Origin of the sequence: Kribbella sp. NBC_01245, assembly GCF_036226525.1 — a bacterium.
GTDB lineage: Bacteria > Actinomycetota > Actinomycetes > Propionibacteriales > Kribbellaceae > Kribbella.
In genome coordinates, this window is the sequence record NZ_CP108487.1 from 4,052,762 (window position 1) to 4,064,987 (window position 12,226).

Annotated in this window: 13 protein-coding genes; 7 read left to right on the forward strand and 6 right to left on the reverse strand. The window is 67.3% G+C overall.

All coding sequences use genetic code 11. The features are described from left to right. Positions 1–242: 242 nt before the first annotated feature. From OG394_RS17945 to OG394_RS17955, 3 genes are read right to left on the reverse strand one after another with little or no spacing between them, the layout of a single operon-like run. Positions 243–584: a DUF2470 domain-containing protein gene (locus OG394_RS17945; protein ID WP_328996530.1), complete on the reverse strand. Its 342-nt coding sequence runs from the start codon at positions 582–584 to the stop codon at positions 243–245. Continuing rightward, the gene (locus OG394_RS17950) at positions 581–4,594 is read right to left on the reverse strand and encodes an HtaA domain-containing protein (RefSeq protein WP_328996531.1); all 4,014 of its coding nucleotides are present in this window, start codon (positions 4,592–4,594) and stop codon (positions 581–583) included. The genes OG394_RS17945 and OG394_RS17950 overlap by 4 nt, the downstream gene beginning before the upstream one ends. Continuing rightward, positions 4,591–5,304, reverse strand: a complete 714-nt coding sequence (locus tag OG394_RS17955; RefSeq protein WP_328996532.1) for a hypothetical protein — start codon at positions 5,302–5,304, stop codon at positions 4,591–4,593. Before OG394_RS17955 ends, OG394_RS17950 begins: the two co-directional genes overlap by 4 nt. 93 nt (positions 5,305–5,397) lie before the next feature. Here OG394_RS17955 and OG394_RS17960 point away from each other — a divergent pair, with 93 nt between their 5' ends. Genes OG394_RS17960 through OG394_RS17975 form a run of 4 tightly spaced genes read left to right on the forward strand, consistent with a single transcriptional unit; the run spans position 5,398 to position 9,041 of the window. Then, a complete protein-coding gene (locus OG394_RS17960; protein WP_328996533.1) occupies positions 5,398–6,081 on the forward strand; it encodes a biliverdin-producing heme oxygenase in 684 nt (227 codons plus the stop codon). After that, the gene (locus tag OG394_RS17965) at positions 6,078–7,193 is read left to right on the forward strand and encodes a heme/hemin ABC transporter substrate-binding protein (RefSeq protein WP_328996534.1); all 1,116 of its coding nucleotides are present in this window, start codon (positions 6,078–6,080) and stop codon (positions 7,191–7,193) included. Before OG394_RS17960 ends, OG394_RS17965 begins: the two co-directional genes overlap by 4 nt. Before the next feature lie 4 nt (positions 7,194–7,197). After that, positions 7,198–8,241 (forward strand): FecCD family ABC transporter permease, encoded by a 1,044-nt coding sequence (locus tag OG394_RS17970; protein ID WP_328996535.1) that lies wholly within the window; start codon positions 7,198–7,200, stop codon positions 8,239–8,241. Beyond that, positions 8,238–9,041 carry a heme ABC transporter ATP-binding protein gene (locus OG394_RS17975; RefSeq protein WP_328996536.1) on the forward strand — a complete coding sequence of 268 codons (804 nt, stop codon included), beginning with the start codon at positions 8,238–8,240 and terminating at the stop codon, positions 9,039–9,041. Before OG394_RS17970 ends, OG394_RS17975 begins: the two co-directional genes overlap by 4 nt. Here OG394_RS17975 and OG394_RS17980 read toward each other — a convergent pair. Continuing rightward, positions 9,038–9,610, reverse strand: coding sequence for a TetR/AcrR family transcriptional regulator (locus OG394_RS17980; protein ID WP_328996537.1), 573 nt, complete (start codon positions 9,608–9,610; stop codon positions 9,038–9,040). The two genes, OG394_RS17975 and OG394_RS17980, sit on opposite strands and share 4 nt — an antisense overlap. 88 nt (positions 9,611–9,698) lie before the next feature. Here OG394_RS17980 and OG394_RS17985 point away from each other — a divergent pair, with 88 nt between their 5' ends. From OG394_RS17985 to cobF, 3 genes are read left to right on the forward strand one after another with little or no spacing between them, the layout of a single operon-like run. After that, the gene (locus OG394_RS17985) at positions 9,699–10,067 is read left to right on the forward strand and encodes a DUF4267 domain-containing protein (RefSeq protein ID WP_328996538.1); all 369 of its coding nucleotides are present in this window, start codon (positions 9,699–9,701) and stop codon (positions 10,065–10,067) included. A 46-nt stretch (positions 10,068–10,113) separates the two neighbouring features. Further along, positions 10,114–10,575, forward strand: coding sequence for a group II truncated hemoglobin (locus tag OG394_RS17990; RefSeq protein ID WP_328996539.1), 462 nt, complete (start codon positions 10,114–10,116; stop codon positions 10,573–10,575). A gap of 13 nt (positions 10,576–10,588) precedes the next feature. Then, positions 10,589–11,341 carry a precorrin-6A synthase (deacetylating) gene (gene cobF, locus OG394_RS17995; RefSeq protein WP_328996540.1) on the forward strand — a complete coding sequence of 251 codons (753 nt, stop codon included), beginning with the start codon at positions 10,589–10,591 and terminating at the stop codon, positions 11,339–11,341. A gap of 188 nt (positions 11,342–11,529) precedes the next feature. Here cobF and OG394_RS18000 read toward each other — a convergent pair whose 3' ends face one another. Both OG394_RS18000 and OG394_RS18005 read right to left on the reverse strand, forming a co-directional pair. Next, on the reverse strand, positions 11,530–11,811 hold the full coding sequence (locus tag OG394_RS18000; RefSeq protein WP_328996541.1) for a M1 family aminopeptidase: 282 nt from the start codon (positions 11,809–11,811) through the stop codon (positions 11,530–11,532). Positions 11,812–11,851: 40 nt separating this feature from the next. Further along, positions 11,852–12,193 carry a hypothetical protein gene (locus OG394_RS18005; RefSeq protein WP_328996542.1) on the reverse strand — a complete coding sequence of 114 codons (342 nt, stop codon included), beginning with the start codon at positions 12,191–12,193 and terminating at the stop codon, positions 11,852–11,854. Between the last annotated feature and the right edge of the window lie 33 nt (positions 12,194–12,226).

The following is a 12,226-nucleotide window of genomic DNA, read 5'->3' on the forward strand; positions in this document are numbered from 1 at the left end:
GGCGTGTCGGCATTCATCGGGCCCTTGTGACCACGGCGCATACAGTGCTGGGCCGCTGAAACGCCGTTTCAGTACTACTAACACGCTGTCTCAGTGAGCCGGTCGACCTTGGCCCAAGGGACCGATGAACGGCAACACGCCGCGTCACAAGGGCCCGATGACGCGCCGGGGTGTGGTCAGAAGGGGCCGATGAACCGCGACACGCCTGGTCACAAGGGCCCTATGACGCACCATGGGTACGGCTAGTTGAGGCGGGTTTGGAGGGTGGCGGCTTCGCGGTACATGCGGGCGAATTCGGTGCGGAAGGCGGTGCGTTCGGCGATTTGGGAGTACCACGGGATGACGACTTGGATGGCGTCGCCTTGCGGGCGGCCGACGGCGTAGACCGCGCCGGCTGGGTCGATCGCGGTCAGCGCGACGCCAACGGCGTCTGGTACGCCGCCGAGCATGCGGACGATCAGCAGGCAGTCATCGGCGTGGTCCTCGTTCATGTGCTGGAGTACGGCGTCCACGACGTGCGGCGCGAATGGGTTCGGCCGGAGTGGATCCGGCCGCCACTGCTCGGGGGACGGGGGGACGCTCATGCGGTCGGCCCGTTCTCGTTGATCGCGAGCTGACTGGACTTACGTCGGCGGCGGGTTAGAAGCAGGAGCGAGGCGCCGGCTGCAAGAAGTACGACGCCGGCCACGAGCGGCCCGGTCGACGTACCGCCCGTCTCAGCTAGGGACGACGGCGGCTTGAGCTGCTTGTCCACACCGTCCGTGCCGTCGGTCCCGTCCGACCCATCTGAACCGTCGGAGCCATCGGAGCCGTTGCCGTCGGGGTCTGGTTGGCCGGCGCCGGGTTTCGCCTTGACGGTAAAGGAAGTGGCGGCGAGAGTGCCGGCCGGTCCCGTCAGCGCCACCGTGTGCTTGCCGACCGCGAAGGTCGTCGGCACCGTCCATGTCAGGCGTACTTTGCCGTCGGCGCCGACCGTCTGAGCGCCGACCTCCGTCCCCAGCGCCACGGCAGCGCTGGTCGTCCCCTGTGTGGTGGAGGTGGTGGGGGTTGTGAAGTGGAGGGGGACGCGTATGTCGAAGGTGCGGTTGCCGGTTGAGCGGTGGTCGGTACGGACGTAGAGGACGCAGCCCTTTGCGGACTTCGCGCAGTCGTTGAATTCGTCCGACGAGGACACCTTGATCGAGGCGAGTGCGGAGAGGTCGGTGCGGATCGGGACGACCACGTTTTCCGAGCCCGGGTACGGGAAGTTCGTGATCCACTGCGACTGGCCCGACTCGCCCGACATGTCGACGCCACCAATGGCCGGCGAGGCCTGCTGCCCGGGTCCATTGTCGAACGCCGTCAGCAAGTAGAACCCACTCGGCGCCGCGGCCGTATTCGCTTTGCTGTTCCGCAGACCAGTGACCTTCACCGTGACCGTCGCACCATCAGGGACGACAAGCTTGCCTCCCGCAACGGACACACCTGCCACGGCCGTGACCTCCACCGCCTGGCCCTTGCCATTGGCAAACGTATGAACGGCCGCCTTCCCCGGATCCACCACAGCCTTCACCCGCTGACCAACCGGCAATCCCTTGCCCTCAACAACAATCTGCTTGCCCTGCACAACCGTCAACGGATTCACCACGACAGAAGCCGGTACCGTAACGGTCAACGCCGCAGCGGAGCTCACAGCCGAACCCGCTGAGTTACTAAAGACCGCCCGAAAACGCGCACCGTTGTCACCGGCAACGACTCCAGCCACCAAAAGCGTGGAGGTCAGCGCCGAAGGTGAGGAAACGGGCTGCCAGATTTTGCCCTGGTCGTTACTGCGTTCCCATTGCACGGTCGGCGCAGGCGTCCCGGATGCCGCCGCCACAAAACTGACCGAGCCCCCTGCCGCAACCGCGACGGCCTTCGGCTGAGCAGTCACAACCGGTACGACAGGTTGCGGCCCGGGCTGCTTGAAGGTGATGGCACGGAAGACGTCCTGAGTACGGTCCTTGGTCAGATCCAGCAACGCATTATCGGCCGGAACCGGCGAGTGGAAGCTCGCGATATGGCACGCCACCCGCAGACAGTTCACGTCCGCGTTCCGGAAGGTCGCCAGCACCGGCACCGACGCCTCAAAGGTCCCCTCGGCCGTGGTCTCGACGCGCTGCGCTCCCGAGAACGGCGACGGATGCGCCGTACCCGATGAACCAACCGGCGTCTGCGCAACGTACAACGCGCGGCGAGGGGCGAACCCGCTACCGCGCACGGTCACGAGCTGCCCATCCGCGAGCTCCGTCACCGGGTCCACCACCAACGTCGGCGTACCGGTGTTGCCGAAAGCAACGGGTTTGAGCACCTCCTGCGACGCGTTCGCCACCGCCCCTCCGGCCGCATACGTGGCGATGCCGAAGGTCCCGACCGCCTCGGCCGGAACGCGCAGGTCAAGCGTCGTCTCGAACGAGCCGTCGGCCTTCAGGGTCACGTACGCCGGATTGGGCTGACCCGGGCGAGACGAATCCGGCAACGCCCACTTCTGGTCGACCACCCGGCGACTCGACGGCGCCGCGCTCTCGGACGGACGCCAGACCGGGTCGAAGTTGCCGAACACGACGTACACCCCCGCCGGCAGCCCAGGCGTCACCGGCGGCCGAGTCGAGAGGTTCGCCGCCGGGTCGAAGCCCGAACCCTTGACCGTGACCCGAGTGGTCCCAGCTGCCGGGACCACGCCGAGTGGTTTACCGTCCGCGCCGAGGATTTCCAGCTTCGGATTCCAGCCCGGCGCCGGTTCGTCGTCCACCTCGACCGAAAACGTGATCGGGTCCATCGCGGCACCGGCCTCGTAGAAGTTCGCGAAGGCGGGCACCCCGGCCGCGGTCAACTTCGTCGGCGCACCGGTCACCCGGGCCACGCCGTCCTTGATCACCAAGGGCTTGGCCGAAAGGTCGATATCGGCGAGCTCCACATCGTCGTACGTCGTGGTCTGCCCGGTCTCGGGGCTCTTGCTCGCGACATCCGCGACGACCTTGCCGGCATTGCCCTCGACCTTGACGCGCAGCTGCGAGACCTCGACCTCGAGCAACGGATTGCCCGGCTGGCTCTCATGCCCCTTGAAATACACTCCTCCCCCGAACGCAACCTGCACGCGCCCGCCACCAGCTGTACCCGAGCCCTCGGGAAAGCGGAACGTGCCATCGGTACTGCGCAAAGCAGGCGGACGCATCGTGATCGAGCCGTGCGCGATATTCCCCTCGATGTACTGCCGGAACGACGCCTTCAACCCCCAGTCGAGCGCATTGGTGACAGGCACTTCCGGATCAGAACCACCAGCAAACGCGACCGGCACTGCAAGCTCATGCGCAGCGTTGACCGCACCACCACCCGGATAGGTGTAAACGCCATAGTTGCGCGGGTTGTCCGCGACCACCTTGGCATTGACCTTCACCTCGAAAGTCCCATCCGCGGCCAACGGCACCAGCCGCGGCGCCTGCGCCGGGAAGTCCCGAGTGACCTGGTCGTACGACGATTGCGGCAGCGCCCACTTGGTATCGATCAGCGTCCGTGTGGCGGCAGTGGCACCCTTCGACGGCTGCCACTCGTCGGCGAACGACCCGAAAACGACGTACACGCCCGCGGGCTGCCCAGGCGTCACCGGCACCCGCAACGACGTGTTGGCCGCCGGATCGAACCCCGACCCCTTGACCGTGATCAGCTCGCCATCGCGGTTGAGCCCAGACGTCTTGGAGACCTCGATCCGCGGCGTCCATACCTGCGCGGGCTGCACTGTCAGCGTCGCCGGGTTGCTCGACGCATGACCGGTCGCGTTCATGAAGACGGCGCGATATTGCCGACCACTCGACGCGATCTCGACGGCCGGCAACACCAAGCCAGCAGTAGTTGCTCCCGGCAACAACTCCCACGCGCCACCCGGCCCGCGCGTTTGCCAGGCAACGGACAACGCGCCCGAAGCCGTCGCGGTGAACGTCGCAGCCTGCCCGGCCGTGACCGTCGCGTCAGCGGGATGGGCGGTCACCACAGGCGCCGTACCGGCCTCAGTGAAAACGATCGGCACGCGCAGGTCGAAAGCCCGGTTGCCGGTGGCGCGATGGTCGACGCGCAGGTAGACCACGCAGCCGGTCGCGACGATCTTGCAGTCCGTGAACTCGTCAGCCGAGGACACCTTGATCGAAGCCGTCGCGGTCAGGTCGGTCGCAATCGGAACGGCCGGCGTACCCGGATACGGGTTGTTGGTGATCCACTGCGACGCACCACTCGCGCCACTCGTATCGGCACCACCGATCGCCGGTGACGCGACCACGCCAGGCCCTTTGTCGACGGCCGTCAGCAGGTAGAACCCGCTCGGCGCGGCTGCTGTGTTCTGCGGGCTGTTGGTCAGGCCGCTGAGCTTCGCGGTGACCTTCGCGCCATCAACCACGACGAGCTTGCCGTCCTGCTGGACCAGCGGGTTGGCATCACCCGAGCTCAACACAACGGTCTGACCGTTCGCATTGCTGAAGGTGAACTCGTCAGCAGCAACCGCAGCAGCAGCCGGTACGACGCTGAGGCCGCCGCTGGTGACGGTCGCGATCGCGGCGAGGGTCGCGAGCAGGCGCCTGGCGGTCATGCCGAGGTCTCCTTGGTATCGGTCTTACGGCGACGGGATGCGACAACGAGTCCAGCGCCGCCGGCAAGCAGAACCAGCGCGACGATGACGGCCCCAAGGGCGGTACCACCAGTGCTGGCCAACGACCCGTCCTTCTTGCCAACCCCGGGCCCAGTGGTGGGAGCGGTAGTAGTAGGCCCAGCAGAAGGCGTCGTGCTCGGGGAGGAGGATCCAGCAAAGGTGACCGGGATCAACACGTCAGCACTGCGGTCAGCCGTCCGTGTGTGATCCGCCCGCGTCCCGATCACACACCCGTTCGGCGCGACCTTCTTGTTCAGGCAATCCGTGAACTGATCCTTCGACTTGATCTTGAGTTGCACACTGAACGACCCCTTGCCGCCCTCCTGGGTGAACGGTTTCGCCAGCCCCTCGCCGTACGACGGCGGGTTCGACGAGATCCACGCCGACGAACCGGACGCACCCGACTGGTCAACACCGCCCAGACACGGCGACGGCATCTGCCCCGCGCCCTTGTTCACGCAGAAGACGACGTAGATGCCTTTGCTCAGGTCGAATCCACGCCCCGTGATCGTGACCGTCTCGCCGGCCGGATCCAGCCCGGACGATTTCGAGACGGTGACCTCCTGGCCCTGCGGTCCAGGCGCCGCAAACGCGGACACCGGCGACACCAATGCGAGCAGTACAGCTCCCAGGAATGCAGAGCGCCTCAAGATTCCTCCCCAGCCGCAGCACCAGGCGCGTCGACCCGGCCAATGCAGGTTAGCCTCACCTAACTTGTGACGAGTTAGGCTAACCTAACTCCTGTGACCCGACAATCGGACTCGATGGCCCAGCTGCCGCTCTCGGCCCGCTTCCGCGAGCAGAGCCGGCAGGTTCACCGTGAAGCGGCGGAGAGTCGCTTCCTCGCCGCCCTGACCGACGGCAGCCTCGACCTGGCGGGATACGCCGCGCTGGTGACCCAACATGCGGCGATCTACCGCGGGATCGAGCAGCTCGCCGACTCCTTCGCCGGTCATCCGGTCGCCGGCGTCTTCGTCTTCCCCGAGCTCTACCGGACGCCCGCGCTGACCGCCGATCTCAAGTTCCTGCACGGGACCGGCGCGAAGCACGAGAGCCTGACCCCGGCCACCGAGCGGTACGTCGCACGCCTGGCCGAGCTGACCGACTGGCCGGGCGGTTTCGTGGCGCACCACTACGTGCGCTACCTCGGCGATCTCTCCGGCGGCCAGGCGATCGGCCGCTCCGTCGCCCAGCAGTACGGGCTGACCAACGGCGGTGACGGCCTGCGGTTCTACGACTTCGACAAGGTGGCGTCGCCCAAGTTGTTCAAGGACCGCTACCGCGAGCTGCTCAACGAAGCCGACTGGGATGAGGCGGACCAAACCCGGATCCTCGGCGAGATCGACCTCGCGTTCCGGTTCAACCTGGAGTTGCTGATCGACCTGGCCGACGAGGTGCTGCCGCGGTACCCCAAGGTCGCCTCGTGACCTTGCGCGCGCTCCCCCTCGTCGTACTGTTGCTCGCGACAACGGCCTGCGCAGCGGCGGATACCGAACCGGTCTCCGCGCCGACCATGGTTGAGGCCTGTCGCCCTGCGGTCAAAGGGTTTGCGGTGCAGAACGATGCCGACGGCAACCCCTTGCCTAAGGCAACTACCATGCCGACCGGCCGGGATCCGCACGCCATCACCGGCCCGTCGACCGCCCGGTTGAGCGACCACGACGTACACCCGATCGAAGGTACGGCGGCGCCGCAGTTGCCGGTCAAGGTGAAGTCCTGCGACGGCAAGCAGGTCGAGGTCACGGACGTCAGCCGGATCATCCCGGTCGACCTCTACGGCACGCTCGCGGAGATCGTGTTCAGCCTCGGCCTCGGCGACAAGGTGGTCGGGCGCGATACGTCGACCGGCTTCCCCGCCGCCGCAAAGCTGCCCAAGGTGACGCCGAGCGCTCACGACTTGAACGCCGAGGCCATTCTCGCGCTCGACCCGACCGTCGTCCTGACCGACAAGTCGATCGGCCCACCCGAGGTCCTGGCGCAACTCCGCGCCTCCGGCGTACCGGTCGTGTTCTTCGACGACGCCCGCACGATGGACGGGATGCCGAGCCAGATCCGCGCGGTCGCGGCCGCCCTCGGCGTAGCAAAAGCCGGCGAGAAGCTGATCGACCGGACCGAGTCGGAGATCGTCACCGCCCTCGCCAAAGCCGGCAAAACCGCGAAACCGTTGCGGATGACCTTCCTGTACGTACGCGGCTCGGCCGGCGTCTACCTGATGTCCGGACCGGGCTCCGGCGCGGACGCGATGATCCAGGCCATCGGCGGTGTCGACACCGGAACGGATATCGGTCTGACCAAAAGCTTTGTGCCGTTGACCAGCGAGGCCCTGATCAAGGCCCAGCCCGACGTCATCATCGTGATGACCGAGGGCCTGAAATCGGTCAAAGGTGTGGACGGATTGGTGGCGCTGCCGGGTATCGGGCAGACCCCGGCGGGCCAGAAGCGCCGGGTGATCGACATGAACGACTCGGACCTGCTCGGGTTCGGCCCGCGGACCGGCGCGACGGTCGAGGCGCTCGCCAAGGCCGTCTACCAGGGCTGATTCGTTGATCCACAAGCTCCGCTCGGCCGGTTTGCTCACCGGCCTGGTCATCGCGTTGTTCGTGATCGCGATCGCCGCCGCCGGGATCGGCCAGCTCGAGATCCCGCCCACGGAGATCGTCGGCTCCATCCTGCACCGGCTGCAGCTGCCCTTCGACGTACCACTGCCAAGCCACCCGCAGGGCGAAAACGCCTTGTGGAAGGTGCGATTCCCGCGCGTCGCGTTGGCCGCGCTGGTCGGCGCCTCGCTGGCCGGCGCCGGTGCGCTCATGCAGGGCATCTTCGGCAATCCGCTGGCGGAGCCATCCGTCATCGGCGTCTCGTCCGGCGCGGCCGTCGGCGCGAGCCTGGTGATCGTCACCGGCACGGTCGTCCTCGGCAGTTGGACGATCGCCGTCGCCGCTTTCGTAACCGGCCTGCTCACCACGCTGCTCGTGCACAGCCTGTCGCGCTCGGGCAACCGGACCGAGGTGGTCACCCTGGTACTGACCGGGATCGCGGTCAACTCGCTGGCCTTCACGCTGATCTCGTTCGCCACCTTCATCGCCGATACGAACGCCCGCGAACAACTCGTCTTCTGGCAGCTCGGCAGCCTCAACGGCGCCACCTGGCAGGCGGTTTCGGCCGTCGCGCCCTTCACCGCGGCCGGGCTGCTGGCCTCGTTCGCGCTGGCCCGGCGGCTCGATCTGCTGGCACTCGGCGATCGCTCGGCGTCCCATCTCGGCGTGGACGTCGAACGCCTGCGGCTGGTCGCGATCGTCGTGGTCGCGCTACTCGTCGGCGCCAGTGTCGCGTTCTCCGGCATCATCGGCTTCGTCGGTCTCGTCGTACCGCACCTGATCCGGATGATCGCAGGCCCGGCACACCGTTTGTTGCTCCCGGCAAGCGCTCTCGGCGGCGCCGTACTCGTGATCAGCGCCGACCTCTTGGCCCGCACGCTGATCAAGAACGCGGACCTGCCGATCGGCATGATCACCTCGCTGGTCGGCGCCCCCTTCTTCTTCTGGCTGCTCCGCCGAACCCGTACGCGCCAAGGGGGTTGGGGATGAGACGTCGCCTGCCAACGATCGTCCCCACCGGCACGGTCATCGCCGAGGCTCGTGAGCTGTACGTCGAACTCGGCGGCGCGCGCATCCTCGACGGCGTGAGCCTTTCCGTCCGTACCGGCGAAGTGCTCGCGCTGGTCGGACCGAATGGCGCCGGCAAGTCCACCCTGTTGAGCGCGTTGTGCGGTGACGTCGCCCTTCACGGCGGCAGCGCGCAGCTTGCCGGCGAGCCGCTCGGTCATTGGTCCCAGGTCGAGATGGCGATGCGGCGGGCGGTGATGCTGCAGCAGTTGACGATCTCGTTCCCGTTCGCCGTCGAGCAGATCGTCGCGATGGGTCGTTCGCCATGGGCGGGTACGCCGTTCGAGGATGAGGATGACCAGGCCGTACGAGCCGCGATGACGTTTGCCGACGTCGTACCGTTCGCCTACCGGACCTTCGGATCGCTGTCGGGTGGCGAGCGCGCGCGAGTTTCGTTGGCTCGCGCGTTGGCCCAGCGCTCGCAACTGCTCCTGCTGGACGAACCGACCGCGGCCCTCGATCTCCACCACCAGGAACACGTCTTGCAATTGGCCCGCGAACGAGCCCGCGAAGGCGATGCCGTCGTCATCGTCCTGCACGACCTCAACCTCGCCGCGGGCTACGCCGACCAGGTCGCCATCCTGTCCGCCGGCACCCTCGCCGGCTACGGCCCGCCGAACGAGATCCTCACCGCCGACCTACTCACCAAGGTCTACCGCCACCAAGTGGAAGTCTGGCCCCACCCCACCACCGGCGCCCCGGTGATCCTGCCGCAGCGCTAGCTGGAGAAGCGGCGGATCAGGACGGCCAGGCGGCGGTCGTGGCCCTCGTGACGGAGCCTGCCATCGCGCATCAGCGTGACCAGTCCGTGCAGCCCACTCCAGAACGTCTCGGTCAACGTCTCCAGCTCGTCTTCCCCGGCAAACGCCCGCACGGTCTCGCGGAACTCCCCGAACGCCTCCTGTAAGGCGGCCGGCGCCTCCGGAGTGGCGAACGGCAAGTCGACGGCATGCGTGAACATCACGTCGTACAACGCCGGCCTCCGTTCCGCGAAGTCGGCATAAGCCGCGGCGACGCCGGCAAGCGCCTGCTTCGGATCGCCCGCCGCCGTACGGGCCTGCCGAAGCTCCACGGCCATCTCGGCGCAGCCTTCGACTGCCACCGCCGCCATGATCGCGCCCTTGCCCGAGAAGTGGCTGTAGAGCACCGGCTGGCTGTACTCGATCTCGGCCGCGAGCCGTCGCGTAGTGACCGCGTCCCAGCCTTCAGCCTCAGCCAACTCCCTTGCGGCCGTGACGATCAGCCGCTCCCGCTCGGACCTTTCGCGCTCGCGTCGCTCTTGGATCGACATGACCGGATCCTAGCATCGCTAGATGTTTTGCCAGAGCTATGTTAGCGTCGATCTTGTTCCTAGCACTGCTAGCCATTGGAGAAACCCCATGCTCACGCCCATCGCATACGGTCTGGCGATCCTGCTCTGCTTGTTCGTCGCGTTCATCGGCTTCCGGTTCCTGAGCGTTCCTCAAGCGGCCGCCGCCGGTTATGGCGTGCCGGCGAAGGACGGCGATTCGGTGTACCTGACGGTCAAGGGCCAGCGGGACCTCGTGTACGGCATCCTCGGGCTGGCGCTCTTGGCCTTCGCCGACGCCAGTGCCGTGGGTTGGTACATGGTCGCCGTGGCCCTCATCCCACTCAGCGACACCCTCATCGTGCTGCGCCACAGCGGTAACAAGGCGGTGGCCTTCGGCATTCACTTCGCGACCGCTGTCGTCGTACTGATCAGCGGGGCCTTGATGTTCCTTGTGTGAGCCCATGGCGTGCCTAGGCTGGCGCCAACCAGAGGAGGGGATCGGCTTGTCGACGCCGACGTTGTACGAATGGGCGGGCGGGGCACCGGCTTTGCTGCGGTTGACCGAGGTCTTCTACGACCGGGTGCTGACCGATGACATCCTGGCGCCGGTCTTCGCGCACATGAGCCCGAAGCACCGCGAGCACGTGGCGATGTGGCTCGGCGAGGTGTTCGGCGGGCCGAGTCGCTATACCGATGAGCTCGGCGGCTACCCGGCCATGCTGAGTCACCACCTCGGCCTGAACCTGACCGAGGAGCAGCGCTCCCGCTGGGCCGCGCTCATCGCCGGCAGCGCCGACAAGGCCGGCCTGCCGGACGATCCCGAGTTCCGTTCGGCCTTCGTGGCGTACGTCGAATGGGGCACCCGGATCGCCCTGGCCAATTCCCAGCCCGGCGCCACCCCGCCCCCGGCGGCCCCCGTCCCGCACTGGGGCTGGGGCGAGGCGCCTCCCTATAAACCTTCCTAGGTACGCTCCGGGCATGACCGCTCGGAAGATCCTGCTCATCGGTATCGGCGCCGGCGACCCCGGCCACCTGACCATTCAGGCGGTCGAGGCGCTGCGGCGTACGGACGTCTTCTTCGTCCTGGACAAGGGCGAGGTCAAGCAGGAGCTGGTCGATCTACGGCAGCACATCCTCGACACCTACGTACCCGGGCACCGGGTCGTGACCGGGCGCGACCCCGAGCGGGATCGGACTGCCGAGGCGTACGTCGAGGCCGTGGACGACTGGCGCCGGCGCCGGGCCGACGTGTGCGAGGCGATGTTCCGCGCGGAACTGGCCGACGGCGGCACGGGCGCCTTCCTGGTCTGGGGCGACCCGACCCTGTACGACAGCACCCTGGCCATCGTCGAGGACCTCCGCTCCCGGGACGGGTTGCACCTGGAGATCGAGGTCATCCCGGGCATCAGCAGCGTGTCCGCGCTGGTCGCACGCCATCAGGTCAGCCTCACCCAGACCAGCAAGCCGGTCCAGGTCACCACCGGCCGCCGCCTCGCTCACGCCTGGCCGTCCGACGTCGACGATCTCGTGGTGATGCTCGACGGCCAGACCGCGTTCACCGAACACCTCGGCACCGGCGCCACCATCTACTGGGGCGCCTACCTCGGCACGCCGGACGAGCTGCTCATCGCCGGCCCCCTCGACGAAGTGGCCGACGAAATCGTCAAGACCCGCGCCGAAGCCCGCGAGCGCAAGGGCTGGATCATGGACACCTACCTCCTCCGCCGCTAACGCCTCCCTCCCTCCCCTCTTTGCCGCGAGTGGTCGCGTCTGGTCCTATGCCGCGAGTGGTCCCCCTGCTTTCCGCGAGTGGGCGCGAGGTGGTGCCGAACGCCCAGGTCCACTCGGCGACCGATTTGGTCCTCTTCGGTCTGCTAACGAGCCACCGTGTGGACCTGGTGGTCCGCTGCTGTACGGCTTCATCGATGCGTCATCCCGGTCCACTTGGCCGGATTCGGTTGGGCGATCGGCCCGTGGTCCAGGAGCTTGTTACCTACTTCGGTATAGCTCTGGCGCATCGACTCCGCCATCGTCGTACCGCGTCGCTGGGACCACTCGATCTGGTAGTAGACGGCATGCCCCTCGTACAGCCAGAGGTCCGCCCAACGCTCGGGTGAGACCGAGTTGCCGAACCACTCGTGCGCGAGCTCGTGCAGCACCACCCCATCCGTGCCGTTCGCCTCGAAGCCCTCCTTGGTCATCGCGTCCGCCGACAGCAGGGTCAGCCCCTGCGTCTCCAGCTCACCGCCGATCGCCGTCGCGGACGAGCCCGGGCGGGAAGGAGTCCGTGCTGCGGTTGGGCAGGCTCTTCTTCACGCCAACCTGGACGACGAATCGGCTCCCGCGGGCGAGCGCCTTCGTGGGGGTGATGACGAGCTCCCCTTGCTTGGTCGTCGTCCAACGCGCGCTGACGCCGTTGACCTTGACCGATGTGACGGACGGCCCGAGCAGATCCAGGTCGAACCGGTTGAGCGCCTGCGTGGCGCGACCCGTCAACGTCGTACGGGCCGCATTAGTGCAAGGAGGCCGGCGATCGCCGTACGTGGAGTCATACCCCGAACCCAGGTAGCGCGGGAGCTGCACACATCGGTCGTGGGTCGCGCCTTCTCCTCCACC

Coding starts and splice junctions, on each gene's coding strand:
- OG394_RS18000 (WP_328996541.1), bottom strand. CDS start 11,811: ATGACCAAGGAGGGCTTCGAGGCGAACGGCACGGATGGGGTGGTGCTG.
- OG394_RS17950 (WP_328996531.1), bottom strand. CDS start 4,594: ATGACCGCCAGGCGCCTGCTCGCGACCCTCGCCGCGATCGCGACCGTC.
- cobF (WP_328996540.1), top strand. CDS start 10,589: ATGACCGCTCGGAAGATCCTGCTCATCGGTATCGGCGCCGGCGACCCC.
- OG394_RS17945 (WP_328996530.1), bottom strand. CDS start 584: ATGAGCGTCCCCCCGTCCCCCGAGCAGTGGCGGCCGGATCCACTCCGG.
- OG394_RS17975 (WP_328996536.1), top strand. CDS start 8,238: ATGAGACGTCGCCTGCCAACGATCGTCCCCACCGGCACGGTCATCGCC.
- OG394_RS17980 (WP_328996537.1), bottom strand. CDS start 9,610: ATGTCGATCCAAGAGCGACGCGAGCGCGAAAGGTCCGAGCGGGAGCGG.
- OG394_RS17985 (WP_328996538.1), top strand. CDS start 9,699: ATGCTCACGCCCATCGCATACGGTCTGGCGATCCTGCTCTGCTTGTTC.